Below are 21,611 nucleotides of genomic sequence, written 5' to 3'. Positions count from 1 at the left end.
CTTAGAATCTTCTTAGTATAATCACACCCGCAATGATGAGAACCACCCCTAAAATACGCATAAAATTCACCGGGGTTTGCTCCTGCACCAGCCAATTATTATGTTCCAGAACCAAAGAAATAATCATTTGACCTGCTACCACAAGACCAAAAGTCAATCCCGGTCCTAATCTAGGAAATGCAAACACCAATAAGGTAACATAGTAAGCTCCGATTAGCCCACCCATCCAAAAATAGGCAGGTGAAGCTTTAAGGGCAGACCAGGCTGCATTTTGCCTAGTAACCAAAAGATAACAAAGTAAAACGATACTACCTACTAGGAAAGAAAAGGCTGAACCCCATACAGGATTTTGTGCTACCTTGCCTAAGCGAGTATTCAATGCCGCTTGAATGGGGAGCAACGCCCCTGCCAGCAAGGTAAATAACATCCAAAGGTTCTTACTCATTCTTTTGAATCTTTTGTCCTTCCAGATAACAGGAACGGCATCTGGCCTCATAAACATCGTGCTCACCTAATAAAATCTGAGACTCAGAGGCTGATTTCCGGAAGGAATAATGGGCAATTTCCCCACAATTTACACAAATTGCATGAACTTTGGTAACATACTCTGCCACTGCCATCAAGTGCGGCATAGGGCCAAAGGGTACACCATTAGAGTCCATATCTAATCCGGCCAAAATCACTCTTTTGCCGGCATCTGCCAACTTATTAACTACATCAACTAAGGCATCGTCAAAGAATTGGGCTTCATCAATGCCCACTACATCACAGCTGCCGGAGTACAATAGAATTTCTTCCGCCATATTCACCGGAGTAGAACGAATGGAATTCTTATTGTGCGAGACAATATCTTCTTCGTCATACCGAACGTCTATACCCGGCTTGAAGATCTCCACATTCAAGTTCGCTATCCTTGCTCGGTTTAACCTACGAATTAATTCCTCCGTTTTTCCGGAGAACATGGAACCTGAAATCACCTCTATCCAACCTGTTCCTCTATCTTTTGTATGCCGGGTGCCCGGTTCTATAAACATTCTCTAAATTATTTCGTTAGTATAATATCCGGACAAGTTATTAAATTTGACCGAAGGATTTTTTTACAAAAAAACAGAATTTACCAATGGCCAACAAGTGGAATACCACCGACATTGAAAAAATTTCTACGGCTTTCACCCATAAAAACCTGGAGAAGTGCTTTCAAAACTATGAACAAATCAGTGGAGAGGACATCGTCAGCTCTACCGCTATCCCTCAAGTGAATTACTTTATCCTTAGGGAGATCTTTTTGCGCTGGGAAGAAGAAACCCAAAAGTTTAAAAGTCAATATTTTGACTTTCAAGCGGAAGAGGTTCAGAAATCCTTCTTAGACTTTAAAAATACCTTGTCCAGATATATTCTGGTTAACAAAGAAAACTTCGCTCCACTTTTAGAATCAGCGGTTAAGAAAACCCTAGAGCTTTACATGCGCCCTGAGGCGTTCTTCATAGCTGATTTCAGAAATCTGCCTGATTTCAAGTTGACACAAGAATGGATCAATAAGAATGTAGTTTTCTTCAAAAAGTACGACTGGATTCTACGTGAACTTCAGAATCATATTGAGGAAGATTTCATATACGCCAATCACGCTTTAGAACGAGTAAAGATTCTGTTGCAAACTCATACAGAAAATCTAGAGGAGGAAATAGATGCTATTGCCCAGGAGGCCGGATTCACGCCTCCACCTGCAGAACCGGAAAATGACAACCTTTCCTTCTTTGAGCGACTAGTGGCTAATCCTCCTAAACCAACTGCAAATTTCCAGGAACCTGAAATCTCGCCTTTTGAACGTATAGTTCAAAAAAGCAAAGTTCAGGAAACTCAAAAAGTAGAGCAGATCATAGAGGTAGAGACTACCACTATAGCAGCTCCGCCAGTTGTGGAGACACCGGTACACGTGGTAATAGAAACTCCAGCTGAAACCCATAGAATCGTAGAAAGGGTAACCGTTTCAAAAACGAGCATATTTGACAACGTCCCTACGCTAAACGATAAAATGAGTACTAATGAAGGCAATTCATTATCAGACCTTCAGCAGAGAAGCAAAATTGATTCTCTGAAAGGAAGTTTAAGCCTTAACCAAAGATTTGCCTTCTTAAACGGTCTCTTCGGAGGTAATCTCCAAGACTTTGAAGCTGCCTTAAATCTGGTAGAAGAAAGTTCAAATTATGAAGTTGCCAAGGCGGCTTTAGAAGCGAAATTCGCAAATACTTACAATTGGAAATCCGATTCGGATGAAAGTATAGAATTCTTCCAATTGGTAAAAAGAAGATTATCCTAAAGGTTGCCCAAAAGGCAACCTTTTTTCATCTCAATGGCACGATGTCAGGTGCCGAAATATCAAAGTCCATCAATTGCAAACTGGTGGCACCACTTACTCCTACACGAAAAGGACTACTTAGTGCAGGCACATTTGGATAATAGGACAATCGAAGTTCAATGGTATTAAAGGTCAAATGCTCATTTCTCAAGCGGATACCTAAACCATAGGCATGATACAAGGGTCCCCGCCACACTTTTCCTGCATCAGAAATCAAACCTAGATCAACATAGGCAAAGTGAGCTCCCCTAAAACCTAGAAAACTTCCAGGAGTAAATAGAACCGTTTCCAAACCCAGGTTCAATCTCTTCTTACCTATCAATCGGTCAGAGTTAACTCCCCTGATACCGTATTTATCCGTAAGATTTATATATTCCAAAGGATCACGATTAAATCCTTTGGTATACCGTAGATTCATAAACTGCCTCACTTGACTTAAACCCAAGCGCATCAAAGGGGTAAAATAATTCGCAGATACATTAAGCACGCCCTGGTGAGGCTCTCCAGCTTTTAGAAAGCTTCCCATATCCACTAATCCATAGAGATATCCATACTGTCTAGGTAAATAACCTCCTTTGGACATCCTAATTCCCGCATATCCTCTGGTACCAAATTCGGTCCTACTTCTCCCCACTGTGGCAGTTACCATGCTACCTATAGGCACGTCTTCCGTTCTACCGAAACCAAAGATCAATACGTCTCTTCTATAGTTCCTGTTGGAGAATCCCACACTAAAAAGTAAATTAGTTTGGTTCCAATACGCCCTATTGGAATCTGCTGAAACCTCCGGCCTTTTCAAGTAGGCGTAACTGTAGAATCTACTAGCAAAAACAAGCCTTTTGGTTTGATTCTCATCAGATTTGCCTAGTTTAAAGGCCCTACCTCCCCACATATCCAGATAGGCTCTTTGTACCGGATATATAAGTGTACTATCCAGATTATCCGTCTTCTTCTTGTATTCTCTGACCTCGTGAAATCCCATATCAAAGGATCCGGCATACTTGGTTTCCACCGTTACGAAAGGCTTTTCAAATTTCAAGTACTGATGCTTTAAATCCCTCTCCCAAATAAAACCCGCCTGGCCGGAAATATAAGATCTCTTTATGTAAGGAACCGTATAGATAGATCGAAAACCCAATCGCTGCAAAGTATCTCTACCCCTCCACCGCACGATGTTCGTACTACTGTGGGTCCACCCTTTTACGTTTTGATTAGTAAATCCAACACCAAAATTATCCAACCCACTAAAACTACCTTCCGGCAGTATAGGCCAAACGTCCTGTACAATAACCATCACATCAACCCCTTCCTCATCTTCATTGATGGGAACTAATCGTGCATCTAGCAAGACTGTACTTTGGCGCAAAATCCTCTCGTTCTCTTTCATTAAAAGGGGATCTATCTTATCCCCTTCCTTAAAAAGGAGCATGTTTTTCCGGAGCGTCTTTTCTTGGGTATTGATATGTAGATGATCACTCATAAACCTTTGCAACTTATTTCCAGTCCTTGAAGTATCATATACAGAAGCTCCCATCACATCCAATTGCTTGACATAGATCTCACGGATAGTCTTGCCTCTCACCGCGTCAAATGGATTACTTTCCACCTTTGTTACTTCTGATCCTTTGGATTTCCTTTGATTATAAACATCCCGGAAAAAGAGCTGATAAAGTTCACGGGTGATTTTCTTCTTGTACATCCGCTCTTTGATACGGGTATACCTTATACTGTCTTTCTCGGCTTGCGAAAGATTATCCTGCCCCCTCAGGGTAAAGCAAAGGAAACAAAAGCCGATAATCAGTAAAGATTTAGTCAAAGGGCATGAACTTATTATTGGAATTTAAATATCCAAAATATCCCCTGAAAATGATATTTTTTATTAAAATATCTTGCCTTAGACTAAGGGAAAGCTTAATTTTAATTTACGATCAACCCTCCTCACTAAATAATGAAAATTGATATTCAATCTTTCGTAAACGTCTCCACCAAAGAAGTTTGGGAATTTTATACCAATCCGGAGCATATAGTAAATTGGAACTTTGCTAGTCCCAACTGGCATTGCCCCAGTGCACAAAATGACCTGAGACCAGGAGGCAAATACTCAGCCAGAATGGAAGCCAAGGACGGTAGTTTTGGATTTGATTTTGAAGCCGTGTATGATACGGTTTACCCTCTTGAAGGATTTACGTATACCATGGAAGATGGCCGACAAGTAGACACCCAGTTTATAGAGGAAGAAACCGGAACCTTAATAAAAGTGTCCTTTGATCCGGAAGGCCAAAACTCTTTAGAATTACAAAGGGCCGGTTGGCAAGCCATACTAAATAATTTCACCTCATACGCTGAAAGTATTGCTTCTAAGGGTTAAATTTGCACCATGAGCAAGTCTATAGGTAAAATACTGCTGGTCTTTGTGATGTTGCTTTGCCTCATGAAGAATAGTCTGCTATATACTTTGTACAGCGTGAATCAAGAGGTATTCGTGGAACTGTTTTGTATCAACAAAGACAGGCCGGAGTTACACTGTGACGGAAAATGTGAATTGTCAAAAATCCTAAAAGAGAAGGAAAAGGAAAAAACCTCACAAGTACTCCTTCAGTTGCAGTTGGATCATGTATTCTTAAACCAACAAGTCTCCTTTACCTTCCCTGCCCCCATCCTTCCTGAAAAAGAGATAAAGCTTTGTCCCTACACTCAGGATCTGTATTGCTACACCTTATTTTTAAACCTTTCTGAACCTCCAGAGTTTGTTTAACAATCCTCTCACTTTTTGTTAAACTTAAACTCTATCATCGTGAAAAAATTACTCATATTTTTATGGGGTATGTCTCTATGGGCATGCTCTAGCTCTGATATTACACCAAATGAGGTCAAAAGACCTATTACCACGCTAGAAAACGACTTATACACTGTTGAATTCTTCATTACGGATAGTTCCTGGAAAACGGGCTATAATCCTATAGAGGTCCATATAAAGGACAAATCAGGCCAATTCATAGATCTTCCTGAATTCAAAGTGGTACCTTCCATGCAAATGCAGATGATGAGCCATTCCTCTCCGGTTTCCACCTTTGAAAAAACAGATAAAGGAAAGTTTAAAGGGTTTATTATCTTCCAAATGGCAAGTAATGAAATGGAGTTCTGGACCTTAGAAGCCTTAGGGATTACGAAGAGAATTGAAGTAAAAGAATCCTCAAAAAGGGTTGTTCAGTCTTTTATGGGGACAGATGATTCAAGGTATGTTTTGGCCATGGCAGAACCGAATAAACCTAAGGTAGGTAGCCAGACCATCTCTGCTTATCTCTACCAGATGAAAGACTCCCATCACTTTGTACCAGTGAATAACTGTATGATCTTACTGGATCCTCGAATGCCGGGTATGGGAAATCATAGCTCTCCTAATAATCAAGACCTCCTTAGCAAAGGACAAGGCCTGTACCAAGGACTTCTCAACTTGACCATGACGGGGTATTGGAAACTGAATGTAGTGCTTCTAAATGAACAAGGCGAGACGGTTAAAGACCAAATCTTTTTTGAATTAGAGTTCTAATCCAATGAAAATCCTATTGCTCTGGATCTGTCTTTTTCAAAATGACAGCACCTCTAAGATTTTGCCTGAGATTAAGATCAAAGGCAGATCTTTGGAGACTATAGAAGACCATCTTCAAAAATCAGGCACAGTTTCCCTTCTTAAAAGAGGGGTTTATGCAGCGGAGCCCTTTCTTAACGGAATGAGCTCAGAACGTAGCAGGATTACTTTAGATGGAATGATGATTTATTCTGCATGCACAGATAAAATGGATCCGGTAACTTCCTACATGGAAGTTACCAATCTGCAAAAAGTAGATATACATTCCGGAAATGGCCCCTCTACTTCAGGCGGGATGGATCTTATCAGAAGAAAATCTCAATTTGCCCCTTCTAATTTAAAAACAACCATCTTGAGTGGATTTGAAACAAACAATAAACACAAGTCCTTAGGCATCCAATCCTCCAAATCAAGTGAACATTTCTATATAGATGGCGATATCACATGGAGAAATGCAGAGAACTATAAGGCCGGTAATAAAAGGGAGATACTTTATTCTCAATTTTCAAAAATAAATGGAGGATTAAATATAGGTTTCCAACCGGCCAAACATCATGCCTATGAAGTTTCCATGATCTATGATCTGGCTCAAAATATAGGCTACCCTTCCCTGCCCATGGATGTAGCAAAAGCAGAGGCATTTATCGGTAGCTTTCAGTTTAATAAACATCATTTCCACCCCGTATTTCTAGATTGGAAAACCAGAATTTACCACAATAGAATCACTCATATCATGGACGATAGCCAAAGGCCAAATGTGCCCATCAGAATGGATATGCCCGGGTGGTCAAAAACCTCAGGCATCTATTCCTCCCTGAACGGAGTGAAAAAGGCACATTCGTTCAAGGGACTGGTGCATTTTCATACCAACTATTCCCTCGCCGAAATGACCATGAAAAGCCCGGGAGAAAAGGATATGTTCATGTATACTTGGCCGGGAATAAATACCTCAGAATGGAGTCTAAGTCTGGACGACAAAGTATACTTGCAGAAGCACTTGTACCTAAATGCTAATCTTTCACTTTCAGTGAATCAACAAAAAATGATGAAAGATTTTGAAGGTCTTTATATCTTCTTCCCAGAAGCTTCTTCATCCCAATCAAGATTCCTGACTAATACCACTTGGGGCATCAGTTATGAGGGCAACCCCTACCATTTCCAATTTTCTCTCAGCTACAAAGAGAGAGCACCAAGCGTATCCGAAGCTTACGGATTTTACTTATTCAATAGCAATGACGGCTATGACTACATAGGAAATCCAGATCTACCTAAGGAAAATAGTTATTCCATTGAATTGGCGCAAGCCTTAAGTAAACCCCACTATCAACTAAAGTGGGATAATCAGTTTTTCCACCTAAATAACTATATATTAGGTCAGGTCAAAGAAAATTTAAGCCCCATGACCCTGGGAGCTCAAGGGGTAAAAATTTATGCTCCACTAGACTATGCTTTACTTTACAGATCAAATGCTTCTCTTGGAATCCCCTTTCTTTCAGAATGGTACTGGGATTTGAAAGCCCTATTTCAATACACCTACGGAAAAGATTATGGAACGCTACCTTTCACTCCACCCCTCTCCTACAGTTCATCCCTCTCATATGCCAAGAATAGGTGGCTTATGAAGGCCGAAATGGAAGGAGCACGCTCTACCCATGAAATCCCCTCGTACTCGATATTCCATACCGAAATCTTATACAAGAGCAAGGATTGGCAGATAAAACTGAGAGGAGAGAACCTGATGGATCAGTACTATACTACCTTTTCCGACTGGAACAAATTACCCAGAATGGGAAGAAACTTGATCATAAATGTAGCTTGGAGCTTTTAGCTGTGTATTTTCGGGAGGAAAAAATCAAGAAATGGTCTTAAGCTTTGTAATACTATATCTCCTGGCAACTGTTTTCGTAGGTGCTTTAGCGGCTAGGAGAGTAAAATCTGCTAGCGACTTCGCCGTTGCCGGTAAGAAATTACCCACCTTTATGGTAAGTTGCGGACTATTTGCCACCTGGTTTGGATCTGAAACCATGATGGGTGCTACAGGAGAATTTGTAGAACATGGGGTCTTGGGGGTTATTGAAGACCCCTTAGGTGCCGCAGCTTGTTTGATATTTGTAGGACTTTTCTATGCCAAACCCCTTTACCGCATGAAGTTGCTCACCTTTAGTGACTACTTCAAACTTAGGTTTGGCAAGACCTCCGAGTTTATTTCAGCCATTTTAGTGATTCCTTCTTATTTTAGTTGGATAGCCGCCCAACTCGTAGCTATGGCTTTTATTCTACAATCACTGGCGGATATACCCTTTACCTATGGCGTAATCATCTGTGCTTTAGTTGTGGTTATCTATACATACTATGGTGGAATGTGGTCAGTGAGTATTACTGACACCATTCAGACGGTCATCATTATCATTGGTTTACTTATCCTATTTGGGGAATTGTGGGGGGCAGTAGGTGGATGGGAAAAGATCAATAGCCACGTACCACCGGATTTTTGGAGAATAATTCCGAAGGAAAACAGCTGGGAGAATTGGATCATTTATTTCGCGGCTTGGATTACCATTGGTTGGGGTTCTATTCCTCAACAAGATGTGTTCCAAAGGGTAATGGCAGCCAAGTCAGAATCTGTTGCAGTAAAAGGCTCTTTACTTTCCGGACTGATGTATTTTACCGTAGCTCTCCTTCCCTTAATGATAGCTCTATGTGCGCACATGCTCTATCCAAATGTAGAAGATAAACAAATGATCATTCCCGAAGTGGTGATGTCACACATGGGTATAGGATTTCAGATTATAACCTTTGGTGCCCTATTATCTGCTATTCTCAGCACCTGTTCAGGAGCTATTCTGGCACCAGCCACTGTATTAGCAGAAAACCTGATTCAACCTTTCAAGAAACTAAATGACAAAGGTCTATTGCAAACCATGCGATTCTCCGTTTTGGGCATTGCACTGGTAAGTACTTTTTTGGCCCTTCAAAAAACTAACATTTTTGAGTTAGTTGCAGATTCTTCAGCCTTTAGCCTTGTTTCACTCTTTGTGCCCTTAACAGCCGGTCTCTACTGGAAGAAGGCCAGTAACTGGGGAGCAATACTCTCCATGATCTTTGGTATAATACTTTGGACCTACTTAGAGTTCTATCCGGCAAAATATCCATCCCTATTATACGGACTAGCTGCCAGTATAATAGGAATGGTATTAGGATCATTTCTTCAAAACATACGTCTCTCCCGCTTGGGTTGAGAATTCTGCCCAATCATTATCTAAGGAAATCACCTGACCTTTACTATTGTATAACCTCAAGCCTTTTGGTACATATAGTCTACATCTTGAACCAACTTGAGATTTGATATTTGCAGTTGAAATTTGACCGTTTTTCCATTCAATATCCACCTTAAATCCTCCTCTAGCTTGCAGGCCGGTGACTTTTCCTACTTTCCAGGCTTTGGGAAGGGCAGGTAATAGTACAAGGAAGTGGTCTCCACTTTGTAAAAGCATTTCAGCTATTCCTGCTGTTCCACCAAAGTTGCCATCTATCTGGAAAGGTGGATGCGCACAGAATAGATTGGGGTAAGACCCACCTCCACTCATCACTATCTTTTCTTCAAAAGCAGGTTTAAGCAGTTGATTTAATAAACTTAAGGAGTGATCTCCGTCCCTTAGCCTGGCCCAAAAGTTGATCTTCCAAGCCATACTCCATCCCGTTCCCGCATCTCCACGTATTTCTAAAGTCTTTCTAGCTGCTTCCGCTAGCTCCGGAGTATCGTAGACATTTATTTCATCATATGGATGTAAACCATACAAGTGAGAGACGTGACGATGATGTACTTCTTCATCTTCATAATCTTCTAACCATTCATTCAGGTCTCCATTCTTACCTACCCTATTAGGAGCTAAATTCCTTACTTTCGCGCTCAATTCATCCCGAAACTCTTTATCTACACCTAGAATTTCTGCAGATTGAATGACAGCATTAAACAGCTCTCTACAGATCTGCATGTCCATGGTTGGGCCCATGGCGGTATTCACTTTAGTCCCATCTGGCAATACATAAGCATGTTCAGGCGAATTTGAAGGCGCGGTCACTAACCAGCCATTTTTTGGTTCCTCTATTAAGATGGATGATAAGAACTGTGCGGATCCCTTTAAAACGGGATAATATTTTCTCAAGAATTCAATATCCTTAGTGAATCTATAATGTTCCCAGATATGTTCACACAGCCATGCACCGCCTGTTAAAGTGGATCCCCAATCTGCACCTTCACCTGGGGAGGTAAAGAACCATGGGTTACTGATGACGTGAGCTACCCAACCCTCAGCTTGATAATAAGCTTTTGCCGTTTTCTCTCCATTTTTAACCAGATTAGCCGTAAATCTATGCAAAGGCTCTGCTAACTCACCTAGACCGGTCAGCTCTGCCGGCCAGTAATTCATTTGGACATTAATATTCAAATGATAATCTCCGTTCCAGGGGGCTTGATATTCCACCGCCCACAATCCTTGAAGGTTAGCAGGTAAAAGACCGGGGCGAGAAGAGCATATTAATAAATATCTACCATAGTGATAATAAAGAGCGTATAAATCCAGATCTGACTTTCCTTCTGCTAGTCTTTTCAATCTGTCCGGAGTACTAAGATGAGCGAGCTTATCTTGACCTTTTAGCTGTAATTCACTCCTATGAAAGTAGGATTGAAACTTTTCAAGACTGGACTTGAAAGCTGCAGAATAGGTTAATCCCTTTTGGAAGTACTTTCTGGCTTTTTGGGTAACGTCTTCCTCTATAAGTTTACCTTCGTGGTAATTTGTAGCTGCAGAAATCTGAAGAATCACCTCACTTGCCCCTACAATATTCCATGTGTTTCCTTCCACTTCAACTTTTCCATCTACATGTGCTTCCTGTAGAATTGCGGCAAACTTCATCCCAGGTTCAGAGCCTGCTGGTAGTTGGCCCCACAATTTGATCTCTTTGGAATCTGCCTGTACCTGGGCGTTCTCTTCACGACTTAAACCTACCTTCAAATAGAGCCCTTTCGCCTTAGAAGAACGTAATCTTACCCAAATCAAATCATTCTTAAAATCAGTAAACACCTCTTCAGTGATCTGAATTCCATTCCGTGTAAATTGGGTAGTAGCTAAAGCATTATCTAGATCTAGCCAACGCTTGTAGTTGCTTACTTCTCCGTCTTTCCACTCTAAGAATAAATCTCCAAGAGTTTGATAACTCCCGTAGGGGTCTTTCGCTCCCCGACCGAATCCGGATCCTCTACCTTTGGCAATGAACTCCTTCTCAAGTAGAGTCTGGGCTTCCTTGTTCTTTCCTTCAAGTAGAAGCTGTTGAATAGGTTTGAGTGATTTGTATGCTTCCTCTCTATCTGCATCCTGAGGGCCTCCAGACCAAAGGGAGATCTCGTTCAGTGCTATGCGTTCTTTAGCGGTTTGACCGAAGACCATGGCTCCCAGTCTACCGTTACCTAATGGTAGGCTTTCTGTAAAATGCCTAGCAGGGGCGTAAAACAATAAGGAATTATCCGATTTTTGCGCTGAAGCGCTTATACAAACAAATAAAAAGAGGATTAATTTTCTCATAAGGCTTAATAGATACGCAAATAAGATGAATTTTACTCATATCTACTAAGCCTTGCCCTTTAGAATAGTGGAATTATTTCTCTAAAATTCCTTTTAGGTTCTGTAGTCCCTCTTCAAAATCCTTACCCACATCAAAGAACAGGGACATTAGATTCAAAGGCCAAGGAGATCTACCACTCAGACCCCAGGTTACTTTGGTACTGTTTGCATCTATTGGATCCAAGATCATGTGTGACTTTGCAGGTTCACCAAATCCGAAATCCAATAAGCTAACAATGGACTTCCCTTCTACGAGTTCAGTAATGGTCATGGAACCCTTTCCCACCTTCTTTCCATCCCATGAATATTTGAAACCAACGGTGCCATCTACACCTTCCGTAGTTCTTTTCATTTCAGGATCACTCAAGTTCCAAACACCATAATGATCTTGATTTTGTACATACTTAACATACTCATAGATCTCATGAGAGGGTCTGTTAATAACCACTGATCTTTCACTCATAAAATCTTTAGGCAAGAAGGCTGCAACAAGCAGTAGAAGGGCTATTAGGGCAACAATAATGAGAAGAAACTTTTTCATAATGGGTTGAATTGTTTTAATCCAAAAATACTGGAATGCCACCTTACATTAGGAGGTAAATACTGCCAAATTATAGGGGCAATTCAGACAAATTATTACCTTTGGCGCATGAACGTTTATATACTATACACTGAAAATCACCGACTTCTAAGCTTAGCAGCTATAGTAGACGTATTTGACACCGTTAACGCATACTTATCGGAAGATGGACATACGCTAACTTTTGATCTACATTTAATAGGAATAAATGAAGGACTCCAAACCCCATTCAAACACCTTCCCTATTCTACTTTCGAGCAATCTGAAATAGAAGAAGGCATTATCATCGTTCCTGCATTTAGAGATCACAATATTCAAGATCATCTGCAGAAGAATGCAGTTTTTATACCCTGGCTGATAAAAGCTTATCAAAACGGCATAAGGGTTGCCTCTTGCTGCACAGGTACCTTTCTACTTGCCGCCGCAGGTATACTTAACGGTAAGAAAGCCACCACACACGTAGAAGCCTGTGACGCCCTGCAATCCATATTCCCGGAAGTGGAGCTTCTGCCACATGCTATCTTTACCGTGGAGCATCATTTATACACCAGTGGAGGTGCCACCAGCACATTTCATATGCTGATATTCTTAATTCAAGAGTTGACAAGTAAGGAATATGGCATCCGACTGGCCAAGAACTTTGCTATAGATCTGGATAGACAGACCCAGTTACATTTCGAGAAATTCACGCCTTCTCTCTCCAAAGACGATAAATTAGTAAGACAGGTCCAAGAAACCATACATCAAAGATACAGCGAACTTAAACATGTAGAAGAGGCCTTAGATCAAATCCCCTCCAGTAGAAGGAATATGGTAAGAAGGTTCAAAAATGCTACAGGCATGACCCCTATCAGGTACATGCAGAAAATTAAGATTGAAGCGGCCAAACACCTGCTAGAGACTACTGACCGCGACATCTTAGACATTATGTTATCTTCCGGTTACCAGGATCTAAAAAGTTTTAGGGAATTATTCAAAAACCTGACCGGACTTACGCCTAAAGCCTATAGAGAAAAGTATTTTCTCAGTAGTCCTGCATCCATGCTTTGATCTCTTTAGCCATGGTCTCAAATTCTATAAGGAATCCATCATGACCATAGGTAGAGTCAATCTCTTTATAAGTAGCCCCCGGAATGAACTTCGCCAGGATCCTTTGCTCTTCCGGAGGGAAAAGAATATCTGTGGTTATACCAATTACCAAGGTTTTCGCTTCTATTCTTGACAAGGCCTGCTCCAATGAACCTCTTCCTCTACTCACATCGTGTGAGTCAAACATTTTAGTAAGTGTCCAATAGGAATAAGCATTGAACCTACGGACCAATTTCTCACCCTGATAGGTTTGGTAAGTACTAGCACGGAAGAAGTCGATTTGTCCTTCGTCCCTACTTTGGGTTCTATTGTAGGTATAATAATTTCTGTAAGACAATAAGGCTATGGCTCTAGCTACCTTCATCCCTTCTCTTCCTGCATCAGGCGTACTAGTTTCCCAAGTAGGATCAGCCTCAATAGCCATTCTTTGGGTTTCGTTAAAGGCAATACCCCAAGGCGAATGAATAGCATTAGTAGAAAACAAGATGAGATTTTCCACCACTTCCGGATAAGACACGGCCCATTCTGATGCTTGTTGACCTCCTAAAGAGCCTCCTAACAAAAAATTAATCTTCTCAATGCCCAATTCCTTTCTAAGTAGCTCAAATGCATTCACTACATCTCGAATAGTGATCAAAGGAAAGGTATGGAAATAAGGTTGACCGGTTAAAGGATTAATGCTTAAAGCATTGGTTGAACCATAATGTGAACCTGGAACATTCACGCAAATAATAAAATGCTCAGAGGGATTAAATAATCTCCTATCCCCTATTAAGCCATTCCACCAATCAGACGGATTGGCATTTCCGGTGAAGGCATGACAGACCCAAACTACATTGGATTTGTCTTCATTTAAGTCACCGTAAGTGGTGTAGGACAATTCAAATTCTTGAAGCCATTCCCCATTTTCCAGGTGAAAGGGCGTACTACATTTAAACAGGTGGTTTTTTACCATTCCAAAATACTAGTTAACATTAAGTGAACGGATGCTCCGCTCTTAACCAAAAGGGATTTAAATCACATTATTGGTTTATCATTCCTGCACACTGGCAGGTAGGTATTGGCACCTTTACGAGAGCTCGTTTGGTTGCCCGGGTTTCATAGAGCCTATTCTCTCCGCCCATCTTTATAAATCAATAATTCTTAGGAAGGAATGTATTGACCCTACAAATGTAGATGATTTTCAGAAATCTTTTACTATCTCGGAATAAATTTCCTACTCCACAGGTCTATTCACAGGAATCCAATCAGGAGAAATATCTTTACAGGATGCTAGTTCTATATCCTCAGAAGTAGCCAGGTCAGACATCAGGAAATATAGATTTTTAAACAAGTAATAATGAGCCTTAGCTATGAGTAGCTCCTCATTTTCAAAGGAGAACAAATCCTCACCATTTCGTGGTTTTACATAGGTACTCTCGCATTCTTCCGTCTCAGGAAGCACTACTCTTACAAATTCAAGTTTGGCATCACCACTTAGTAAATCCCAAACGTAATCTCTATGAATACTACCCTTTCCTACTTCCTCTATAAGCTTTTCTTTCAGCGTCTTCAATTTCTCTGCAGAGAATTTATCCATTGAAGCAGCCTTCTGTAGCTGATTGTAGAAACCAATATTGCTTAAAAAGTTTCTTAGGGCGTCCATACCCAGGTCTTCACTTACGATTCCATATTGAAATTCCTTTGGAAAACCATTCACTAAAATATAATCTGCTGATGCCACAGAGATTTCCAGATAAAGCTCATCCATCTGAGCTTCAATCTCCTTGATCTTCTTTACCTCTTCTAAGGTAGGCTTTCCTTCCTCCTCAAAATAAACGTCAGGAAGTTTTTGGTGAAGATCCCTGACCTTGTCCATTTCCTCCTGTATCTTAGAGATAAGTCCATCCGTTAACACATCCTTATCCGGAGTGAACATTTGATAAACCTGAAGGTAAATAGGTTTAAAACCTTGCCAGGCTTCTCGTATTGTAGAAACATCAAAAACAGATTGAGACTCTATGATCTGAGGATCTATCCCTTTGGATGCTAACTGTAAAAGCAAAGGCTTTGCTGAATCAATATTTCCTGCCATGTAATAGCACACAATGGCATTGTAGATATCTCTGGCTAAAGGCTTCTCTACTTCTTTGAACGCTGATTCATAGAATAAAATGGCACTATTGTACTCCTCATTAATGAATGCCTCTTCTGCTTGATCTATGAGAGGATAGTACTTCTCAAAAAAATCCGTTTGGGCGAAAGCAGAAAAGGATAGTAACAGCAATAAAAGAGTTCGCATAAAAGTTTTCTCGAAAGATAAGCAGTTAACATTCTACTGCACAAAGTTCTTCTTCTTTTTTCGCCATCTCATTTGGAAGTAAAATTCCACTGTATGCCACATAACAAGCTATTCCCACACCACCTAAGGCTAATATAACCCCTACTAACAAAGGAGAATTATAGGCAAATCCATAAACAATAGGAAGACCACCAAAATAAGCACCAAATGTATTCCCCAAATTGAAGCTGGCTTGACCACCTGCAGCTGCTATAGTCTCATAACCCTTTGCAGAATGAATCAATACCATCTGTAAAGGTGAACCCAGAGTAAAGGAAATCATACCTGTAACAAAAGCCCAGAAGTAAGCAGTGTAAGGGATATGTATAGTGAAGTAAACCAACAAAAGACAAACTGCCATAGAAAGGAAGCAAAGAATAGAAGCTTTGATAGGGGTGGTATTATCCGCTAATTTGCCTCCTAACAGATTACCTACAACCATTCCTAATCCCACTAAAACCATAATGATAGGCAGTTCCTTAGAAGTTAAACCGGCAACTTCAGTCATCAAAGGTGCGATATAACTCATCCAAGCAAATAAACCGCCTGTACCTACAGAGATCATAGCAATTAGGATCCAGGCCAAAGGAGATTTGAAGTAATTCAATTGTTTCACCACTTTACCTTGAAAAGATGTGGCTAAAGCGGGTAACCAAAAATAAATAGCTAACATGGTAGCTGCCCCACAAAGGCTGATCAAAAAATAAGTCATCCTCCAGGAATACTCGTGCCCTAAATAGGTTCCAAGCGGCACACCTAAGAGATTAGCAATAGTCATACCGGTGAACATCACCGCTATGGATTGAGCCTCTTTACCCTTATCTGCTAGTCGAGTAGCTACCACTGAACCTACCCCAAAGAAAGCTCCATGCGGTAATCCAGCCATGAATCGGGTTAACATCAAGGTCACATAATGAGGAGCCACTGCAAAAAGCCCATTGAACACCAAGAAAAGGAACATCAAACTTAGAAGAACCTTTTTAGGGGGATATTTGGCAGTAAACAGAACCAAAATGGGAGCACCAATAACTACACCTAGCGCATATATAGCGATCAAATGACCGGCCGTAGGAATATCAATATTTAAATCTTTTGCTATATCCGGAAGAATACCCATCATGGTAAACTCCGTCATTCCTATAGCAAAAGAACCAAAAGCAAGGGATATCAGACTCTTCTTCATAATACAAAATTACGTGCAAGCCAAGTCCATTTGTTCCCTCCTCACTTTTGATTCCTTCTACAGTTCTAAAACTTATTGGAATGCTAATATGATTTAAGCAAATTCACTCAATTCCAGCCATCTCATTTCCTTCTCCTCTAGGGCTGAAACCAGTTCCTCTAAACGAGCAGAAACCTTTGCAATCTCCTCAAAATCAGTCAAGCCTCCAGATAAAAGTTGGGACAACTCCTCCTTTTCCTTTTCCAATTCCGGGATCTCTTTTTCCAAGGCCTCAAATTCCATCTTTTCTTTGAAAGAAAGTTTTCTCTTGGTCTCAGCACTAGCACTCGGTTTCTTCACCTCCACTACTTTAGGTGCCTTTTTCAGCTCCTTAGCTTGTTCATCAGCCCAATTTCTATAATCCGTGTAATTACCGGGATAATCTCTTATATATCCGTCACCTTCAAAAGCAAAAGTGTGATCTACCAGTCGGTCTAAGAAATAACGATCGTGAGAAACTACCAGAAGACACCCACCGTAACCTGCCAGAAAGTCTTCCAATACATTCAGGGTAGCTATATCTAGGTCATTGGTAGGCTCATCGAGAATAAGGAAATTGGGATTTTCAACCAAGACTTTAAGCAACTGCAATCTCCTTCTTTCTCCACCTGAAAGTTTAGAAATGGGACTATATTGAACCTCCGGAGGGAACAGGAATAAGGTAAGAAATGCCGAAGCACTGATCTCCCTGCCATCAGCCATTTTTATATAGTCTGCCTTTTCTCTAACACTTTCTATGACCTTTTGATCAGGGCTGAAAACTAGGCCTTCCTGCTTATAGTACCCAATTTTAATGGTCTCACCCTTCACTATTTTACCCATATCGGGCTTAATCTCTTCAGTAATTAAGCTAAGCAAAGTGGATTTACCCAAGCCGTTTTTACCCACTATGCCTATTCTATCTCCTTTCTTGAAGGTATAGGAAAATTCCTTAATGAAGGTGGTGCCGTTGAAGCCTTTGCTTACATGTTGGATCTCCATGATCTTATTCCCCATGCGTTCGGTCTTCATGCTAAGCTCTAACTTATCTTCCTTTTTGGGACCTGCTGCCCTCTCCTTCAAATCATGGAAAGCTTCAATCCTGTACTGTGCTTTATGGGTACGGGCTTTAGGCTGCCTTCGCATCCATTCTAACTCCTTCTTTAAGAGGTTTCTGTCTTTCTCAAGGACAGTCGCAGCAATTTCCTCCCTCTCTGCTTTCTTTTCGAGATAATAGGCATAATTACCTTGGTACTTATAGATCTTGGATTGATTTAATTCCATGATTCTATTGCACACCTTATCCAGGAAATATCTATCGTGAGTCACCAAGAACAAGGTCATGGTACTGGCAGAAAGGTAAGATTCCAGCCATTCTATGGTTTCAAGATCCAAATGGTTCGTAGGCTCATCCAGAATAAGGAAATCCGGTTCGTCAATAAGCACTTTAGCTAAAAAGACCCTTTTCTTTTGTCCTCCGGATAATTCCCCTATCCTTTTATCAAAATCATGAATTCCAAGTTTACCTAAGATTTGCTTTACTTTCGCTTCGTAGTCCCAACCGTTCAATCGGGTGAGCACTTCTGCGTAATGAGAAATGGCCTCGGCATCACCGGATTCATTGGCTTTCTCATATTGGCGAATGGCCTGAGTTATTTCATTGTCGGAAGTAAAAAGAACCTCTAAAACGGTATGAGCATCATTGAAGTCAGGGTTTTGATGCAGATATCCCACTTTGATTTCTTTTCGAATACTTACAATACCGGCATCTGGTGGGACTTTCCCTGCTAATACGTCCATAAGGGAAGATTTCCCACTTCCGTTGCTCCCTATTAAAGCCACCTTTTCACCTTGTAAGATACCAAATGTCAGGTCTCTAAACAACCACCTTTCACCCAGGTTCCTGCCCAGGTTCTCCACCGATAAGTAATTCATACCGTAAAAATACGGGAATACCCATGGTATTCCAAGCCAATGTTTCTCTTGTTTCTTCGTTTAAATTATAAGAATTGAACCCTATATTTGTAGGAATGAAGTATCTGTTTGTCCTTATTTTAGGTTTGGTAAGTTGTGGTTCTGAAGAGCAAGTATATTTTCAGAAACCTAAAGGATATGCCAGGATAGAGTTCCCTGAGCATGCCTATCAAAACTTGAAGGGGGACTATCCATATGCTTTTGAATATTCTACTTCCGCTGAGGTAGTGCCGGATAAAACTCCCGGTGCGGAGCCGTATTGGATTTTAGTGAAATATCCTTCATTAAACGCTTTTATACAGTTTACTTATAAACCACTCAGGGGAGATTTAAAGAAGCTAGATGAACATGTAATGGATGCCTATAAATTAGCGTCTAAACATCACATCAAGGCTTTGGCTCAAAAGGAATTTATAGTGCAACTGAAAAACGGAAGAACGGCTGTTGCTATAGAAATAGACGGAGAAGTACCTAGTCACTATCAATTTTATAGTACAGACACTTCTAGACATTTTCTCAGAGGAGCCGTATATTTGAATGAAGCTACACTGACAGACTCATTAAAACCTGTAGTGGAATATTTGAAAGTAGACGCACGACATATTCTTGAAACCTTAAAATGGAAATAACATGGGAAACTGGACCACCGTGTATAACTCAAATGACCGCATACGTACTGAATTGATCAAAAATGAATTAATCAACAAAGGCATTAATGCAGTTATTTTGGACAAGATTGACGGAAATTTTCCCGTCTTAGGGCCAATAGCCATCCATGTTCCGGAAGAACAAGCGGAGGAGGCCTTGAAGTATATTGAAGATATTAGTTTGAATGAAGAACCTTAGAAACCGGTCAAATTTAACCCAAAGAATAGTTGCCGCCCTGATCGGAGCGCCAATCGTTATTTTTTTAATATTTTATCATCCCTTATCTTTCCTGTTCCTGGTCTTGGCATTGACGGCTTTGACTCAATATGAGTTATATCGCCTCATTATGTTACAGGGAAATTTACCCTTGAAAAGTTATGGGACGTTTTGCGGCACATTAATCGTGCTTCTTACTTACCTCATAGAAACCTACACGGCCCCACCTGAGTTTTATTACATAGTGGTACCTTTTTTGACTTTGCCTTTCTTTATTAAACTATATCGAAAGAGAGACAAGCACCCTTTTGCTAATCTCGGGTATACATACTTGGGTATAATCTATGTGGCCTTGCCTTTCGCTTTGCTCGTGGAGATGACTTTCTGGAGAGGCAATTTCCTCCCTCTGCTTCCATTAGGTACTTTATTAATCTTATGGAGCTTTGATGTAGCGGCTTACTTTTCTGGAAAATACTTTGGGAAGAGAAAATTATTTGAGAGAATCTCTCCAAAAAAGACCTGGGAAGGATTCTTTGGGGGTGCAATATTCGCCCTTATCACCTCGTTTTTCTATTGGAAGTTTACCGAAAGTTTACCATTATGGCAATGGATGTCCATAGCGGGGATCATAGTGGTAGCGGGAACCCTAGGTGATTTAGTAGAATCTCTCTTTAAACGCAGTATAGAAATCAAAGATTCCGGTAGTATTATACCTGGACATGGAGGATTTCTGGACCGTTTTGACGGACTTTTGCTATCCATGCCATTTATAGTTACATTTATTAAAATTTTTGAGAAGCTGTTTTGAGACGCCTGATCTTTACCCTAATCCTTTTACTATCCCTTAGCGCAGTTTCCACCGTATTTGCTCAAGGGGAGCAGAAGTTTATTACCTTCTCCGGCTTTGTCATAGATGGTAATACAGATGAACCCATGGTAGGCGCATACGTGATCAATCACAGGGCGGGCAAAGGTGTTCAAACCAATAGCAAAGGATATTTCATCTTAGACGTTTTCCCCGGCGACTCTATAGTCTTTTCCTTCCTAGGATTCAAGCCACAGTATCACATTATACCTAAAGGAACAGGGTTGTCGTACTCTGCGGTGGTAGAACTGAATATAGACAACAAATGGCTTAAAGAGGTAAAAGTATATCCTTTCCGTACCGAAGAGGAATTCAAATTAGCTTTCCTATCCATGGAAACCCCTAATGAAGAAGAAAGAAAGATTATAGAAAAGAATTTAGGTAGTAACACCCTGAGGTCCATTGCCATGTCTATGCCAATGAGCTCCATGGGTAACTACAGATATGCTTTAGAACAGCAATATAATCATGCCCAAAACTCACGATTTACTACCCTAAATCCTCTGGCAAATGCGGGCAGTTGGGTCAACTTTATTAAGAGTGTCAAAAACGGAAATCTCCTAAAAGGCTTAAACACCAGCACCGTCACCCCTGACGAAAAAGATGTCAGGAGTGAAATCTTCCGCGCAAAGACTAAGGATTAGCGAACCAATCTGCGTACATCACATAATTATTTGCTGTACGCATAAACACTTCAGCTAGTTCCGGACTAACATCTTTAATGTATTTTGCAGGGTTACCCGCCCAAACTGTTCCAGGAGGCACCACCGTGTTTTGTGTCACTATAGCACCTGCCCCTACAATGGCATTCTTACCTATATGAGCACCATCCATAATGATGGCTCCCATACCTATCAATACCTCATCCTCTATGGTACAACCGTGAACTATAGCATTATGTGCTATGCTAACATAATTTCCAATCCTCGTTTCTGTTTTTTTGTACGTGCAATGGATTACTGCACCATCCTGGATATTCACCCTATCTCCCATGACGATCTTGTTCACATCGCCGCGTATCACCGCATTAAACCACACGGTACAATCCTTCCCCATACTTACATCACCTACCACGGTAGCATTCGGAGCAAACCAACAATTTTCACCATACTCAGGACTCTTTCCCTGTACCGGAAGAAACAATGCCATAGT

General features: G+C 40.8%; 21 protein-coding genes and 1 riboswitch. Of the genes, 11 read left to right on the top strand and 10 right to left on the bottom strand.

The features are described from left to right. Nucleotide 1 precedes the first annotated feature (1 nt). Both LBYS_RS16250 and LBYS_RS16245 read right to left on the bottom strand, forming a co-directional pair. A complete protein-coding gene (locus LBYS_RS16250) occupies nt 2-445 on the bottom strand; it encodes a DMT family transporter (protein WP_013409938.1) in 444 nt (147 codons plus the stop codon). Continuing rightward, nucleotides 438-1,034: a thymidine kinase gene (locus tag LBYS_RS16245; RefSeq protein ID WP_013409937.1), complete on the bottom strand. Its 597-nt coding sequence runs from the start codon at nt 1,032-1,034 to the stop codon at nt 438-440. The genes LBYS_RS16250 and LBYS_RS16245 overlap by 8 nt, the downstream gene beginning before the upstream one ends. 86 nt (nt 1,035-1,120) lie before the next feature. Here LBYS_RS16245 and LBYS_RS16240 point away from each other — a divergent pair, with 86 nt between their 5' ends. Continuing rightward, nucleotides 1,121-2,317, top strand: a complete 1,197-nt coding sequence (locus LBYS_RS16240; protein ID WP_013409936.1) for a DUF8457 domain-containing protein — start codon at nt 1,121-1,123, stop codon at nt 2,315-2,317. Between the two features lie 25 nt (nt 2,318-2,342). Here LBYS_RS16240 and LBYS_RS16235 read toward each other — a convergent pair whose 3' ends face one another. Then, nucleotides 2,343-4,055: a BamA/TamA family outer membrane protein gene (locus LBYS_RS16235; protein ID WP_148225835.1), complete on the bottom strand. Its 1,713-nt coding sequence runs from the start codon at nt 4,053-4,055 to the stop codon at nt 2,343-2,345. Nucleotides 4,056-4,304: 249 nt separating this feature from the next. Here LBYS_RS16235 and LBYS_RS16230 point away from each other — a divergent pair, with 249 nt between their 5' ends. From LBYS_RS16230 to LBYS_RS16210, 5 genes are read left to right on the top strand one after another with little or no spacing between them, the layout of a single operon-like run. Continuing rightward, nucleotides 4,305-4,724: an SRPBCC family protein gene (locus LBYS_RS16230; RefSeq protein ID WP_013409934.1), complete on the top strand. Its 420-nt coding sequence runs from the start codon at nt 4,305-4,307 to the stop codon at nt 4,722-4,724. A gap of 9 nt (nt 4,725-4,733) precedes the next feature. Then, nucleotides 4,734-5,111 carry a hypothetical protein gene (locus LBYS_RS18485; protein ID WP_013409933.1) on the top strand — a complete coding sequence of 126 codons (378 nt, stop codon included), beginning with the start codon at nt 4,734-4,736 and terminating at the stop codon, nt 5,109-5,111. Between the two features lie 39 nt (nt 5,112-5,150). Continuing rightward, entirely contained in the window at nt 5,151-5,906 is a 756-nt protein-coding gene (locus LBYS_RS16220; RefSeq protein ID WP_013409932.1) for a FixH family protein, read from the top strand. Between the two features lie 4 nt (nt 5,907-5,910). Further along, the gene (locus LBYS_RS16215) at nt 5,911-7,773 is read left to right on the top strand and encodes a TonB-dependent receptor (protein ID WP_013409931.1); all 1,863 of its coding nucleotides are present in this window, start codon (nt 5,911-5,913) and stop codon (nt 7,771-7,773) included. A gap of 31 nt (nt 7,774-7,804) precedes the next feature. Continuing rightward, the gene (locus LBYS_RS16210) at nt 7,805-9,184 is read left to right on the top strand and encodes a high affinity choline transporter 1 (protein ID WP_013409930.1); all 1,380 of its coding nucleotides are present in this window, start codon (nt 7,805-7,807) and stop codon (nt 9,182-9,184) included. On the opposite strand, the gene LBYS_RS16205 is transcribed toward LBYS_RS16210, so the two are convergent. Beyond that, nucleotides 9,146-11,527, bottom strand: coding sequence for a glycoside hydrolase family 95 protein (locus tag LBYS_RS16205; protein WP_013409929.1), 2,382 nt, complete (start codon nt 11,525-11,527; stop codon nt 9,146-9,148). The two genes, LBYS_RS16210 and LBYS_RS16205, sit on opposite strands and share 39 nt — an antisense overlap. Before the next feature lie 73 nt (nt 11,528-11,600). Continuing rightward, nucleotides 11,601-12,107 (bottom strand): SRPBCC family protein, encoded by a 507-nt coding sequence (locus LBYS_RS16200; RefSeq protein ID WP_013409928.1) that lies wholly within the window; start codon nt 12,105-12,107, stop codon nt 11,601-11,603. Nucleotides 12,108-12,215: 108 nt separating this feature from the next. Here LBYS_RS16200 and LBYS_RS16195 point away from each other — a divergent pair, with 108 nt between their 5' ends. Next, nucleotides 12,216-13,196, top strand: coding sequence for a GlxA family transcriptional regulator (locus LBYS_RS16195; protein WP_013409927.1), 981 nt, complete (start codon nt 12,216-12,218; stop codon nt 13,194-13,196). Here LBYS_RS16195 and LBYS_RS16190 read toward each other — a convergent pair. The 4 genes from LBYS_RS16190 to LBYS_RS16175 all read right to left on the bottom strand — a co-directional run bounded on the left by LBYS_RS16190 (nt 13,171) and on the right by LBYS_RS16175 (nt 18,691). Then, entirely contained in the window at nt 13,171-14,190 is a 1,020-nt protein-coding gene (locus LBYS_RS16190; RefSeq protein ID WP_013409926.1) for a homoserine O-acetyltransferase family protein, read from the bottom strand. The two genes, LBYS_RS16195 and LBYS_RS16190, sit on opposite strands and share 26 nt — an antisense overlap. 72 nt (nt 14,191-14,262) lie before the next feature. Continuing rightward, nucleotides 14,263-14,370, bottom strand: a riboswitch (SAM riboswitch). A gap of 81 nt (nt 14,371-14,451) precedes the next feature. Next, nucleotides 14,452-15,516 carry a hypothetical protein gene (locus LBYS_RS16185; protein WP_013409925.1) on the bottom strand — a complete coding sequence of 355 codons (1,065 nt, stop codon included), beginning with the start codon at nt 15,514-15,516 and terminating at the stop codon, nt 14,452-14,454. A gap of 25 nt (nt 15,517-15,541) precedes the next feature. After that, a complete protein-coding gene (locus LBYS_RS16180; RefSeq protein WP_013409924.1) occupies nt 15,542-16,738 on the bottom strand; it encodes an MFS transporter in 1,197 nt (398 codons plus the stop codon). 93 nt (nt 16,739-16,831) lie between these two features. Beyond that, complete coding sequence (locus LBYS_RS16175; RefSeq protein WP_013409923.1) at nt 16,832-18,691, bottom strand: ABC-F family ATP-binding cassette domain-containing protein; 1,860 nt, start codon at nt 18,689-18,691, stop codon at nt 16,832-16,834. A 95-nt stretch (nt 18,692-18,786) separates the two neighbouring features. Here LBYS_RS16175 and gldD point away from each other — a divergent pair, with 95 nt between their 5' ends. The 4 genes from gldD to LBYS_RS16155 are packed head-to-tail and all read left to right on the top strand — an operon-like array spanning nt 18,787 to nt 21,103. Continuing rightward, nucleotides 18,787-19,359: a gliding motility lipoprotein GldD gene (gene gldD / locus LBYS_RS16170; protein WP_013409922.1), complete on the top strand. Its 573-nt coding sequence runs from the start codon at nt 18,787-18,789 to the stop codon at nt 19,357-19,359. A gap of 1 nt (nt 19,360) precedes the next feature. Next, a complete protein-coding gene (locus LBYS_RS16165) occupies nt 19,361-19,576 on the top strand; it encodes a putative signal transducing protein (protein ID WP_013409921.1) in 216 nt (71 codons plus the stop codon). Further along, nucleotides 19,563-20,402 (top strand): phosphatidate cytidylyltransferase, encoded by an 840-nt coding sequence (locus LBYS_RS16160; protein WP_013409920.1) that lies wholly within the window; start codon nt 19,563-19,565, stop codon nt 20,400-20,402. The genes LBYS_RS16165 and LBYS_RS16160 overlap by 14 nt, the downstream gene beginning before the upstream one ends. Further along, the gene (locus tag LBYS_RS16155; RefSeq protein ID WP_013409919.1) at nt 20,399-21,103 is read left to right on the top strand and encodes a carboxypeptidase-like regulatory domain-containing protein; all 705 of its coding nucleotides are present in this window, start codon (nt 20,399-20,401) and stop codon (nt 21,101-21,103) included. Before LBYS_RS16160 ends, LBYS_RS16155 begins: the two co-directional genes overlap by 4 nt. Here the strand turns inward: LBYS_RS16155 and LBYS_RS16150 are convergent. Further along, nucleotides 21,093-21,608 carry a gamma carbonic anhydrase family protein gene (locus LBYS_RS16150; protein WP_013409918.1) on the bottom strand — a complete coding sequence of 172 codons (516 nt, stop codon included), beginning with the start codon at nt 21,606-21,608 and terminating at the stop codon, nt 21,093-21,095. The two genes, LBYS_RS16155 and LBYS_RS16150, sit on opposite strands and share 11 nt — an antisense overlap. Nucleotides 21,609-21,611 lie beyond the last annotated feature (3 nt).

Source organism: Leadbetterella byssophila DSM 17132 (genome assembly GCF_000166395.1).
Classification (GTDB): Bacteria; Bacteroidota; Bacteroidia; order Cytophagales; family Spirosomataceae; genus Leadbetterella; species Leadbetterella byssophila.
The sequence above is the reverse complement of the archived record's forward strand: the minus strand, read 5'-3'. Positions and strand labels throughout refer to the sequence as shown.

Excerpts from the sequence above, each read along its gene's own strand:
- LBYS_RS16250 (WP_013409938.1), bottom strand. The coding sequence starts at position 445 with ATGAGTAAGAACCTTTGGATGTTATTTACCTTGCTGGCAGGGGCGTTG.
- LBYS_RS16245 (WP_013409937.1), bottom strand. The coding sequence starts at position 1,034 with ATGTTTATAGAACCGGGCACCCGGCATACAAAAGATAGAGGAACAGGT.
- LBYS_RS16240 (WP_013409936.1), top strand. The coding sequence starts at position 1,121 with ATGGCCAACAAGTGGAATACCACCGACATTGAAAAAATTTCTACGGCT.
- LBYS_RS16235 (WP_148225835.1), bottom strand. The coding sequence starts at position 4,055 with ATGTACAAGAAGAAAATCACCCGTGAACTTTATCAGCTCTTTTTCCGG.
- LBYS_RS16230 (WP_013409934.1), top strand. The coding sequence starts at position 4,305 with ATGAAAATTGATATTCAATCTTTCGTAAACGTCTCCACCAAAGAAGTT.
- LBYS_RS18485 (WP_013409933.1), top strand. The coding sequence starts at position 4,734 with ATGAGCAAGTCTATAGGTAAAATACTGCTGGTCTTTGTGATGTTGCTT.
- LBYS_RS16215 (WP_013409931.1), top strand. The coding sequence starts at position 5,911 with ATGAAAATCCTATTGCTCTGGATCTGTCTTTTTCAAAATGACAGCACC.
- LBYS_RS16210 (WP_013409930.1), top strand. The coding sequence starts at position 7,805 with ATGGTCTTAAGCTTTGTAATACTATATCTCCTGGCAACTGTTTTCGTA.
- LBYS_RS16205 (WP_013409929.1), bottom strand. The coding sequence starts at position 11,527 with ATGAGAAAATTAATCCTCTTTTTATTTGTTTGTATAAGCGCTTCAGCG.
- LBYS_RS16200 (WP_013409928.1), bottom strand. The coding sequence starts at position 12,107 with ATGAAAAAGTTTCTTCTCATTATTGTTGCCCTAATAGCCCTTCTACTG.
- LBYS_RS16195 (WP_013409927.1), top strand. The coding sequence starts at position 12,216 with ATGAACGTTTATATACTATACACTGAAAATCACCGACTTCTAAGCTTA.
- LBYS_RS16190 (WP_013409926.1), bottom strand. The coding sequence starts at position 14,190 with ATGGTAAAAAACCACCTGTTTAAATGTAGTACGCCCTTTCACCTGGAA.
- LBYS_RS16185 (WP_013409925.1), bottom strand. The coding sequence starts at position 15,516 with ATGCGAACTCTTTTATTGCTGTTACTATCCTTTTCTGCTTTCGCCCAA.
- LBYS_RS16180 (WP_013409924.1), bottom strand. The coding sequence starts at position 16,738 with ATGAAGAAGAGTCTGATATCCCTTGCTTTTGGTTCTTTTGCTATAGGA.
- LBYS_RS16175 (WP_013409923.1), bottom strand. The coding sequence starts at position 18,691 with ATGAATTACTTATCGGTGGAGAACCTGGGCAGGAACCTGGGTGAAAGG.
- gldD (WP_013409922.1), top strand. The coding sequence starts at position 18,787 with ATGAAGTATCTGTTTGTCCTTATTTTAGGTTTGGTAAGTTGTGGTTCT.
- LBYS_RS16165 (WP_013409921.1), top strand. The coding sequence starts at position 19,361 with ATGGGAAACTGGACCACCGTGTATAACTCAAATGACCGCATACGTACT.
- LBYS_RS16160 (WP_013409920.1), top strand. The coding sequence starts at position 19,563 with ATGAAGAACCTTAGAAACCGGTCAAATTTAACCCAAAGAATAGTTGCC.
- LBYS_RS16150 (WP_013409918.1), bottom strand. The coding sequence starts at position 21,608 with ATGGCATTGTTTCTTCCGGTACAGGGAAAGAGTCCTGAGTATGGTGAA.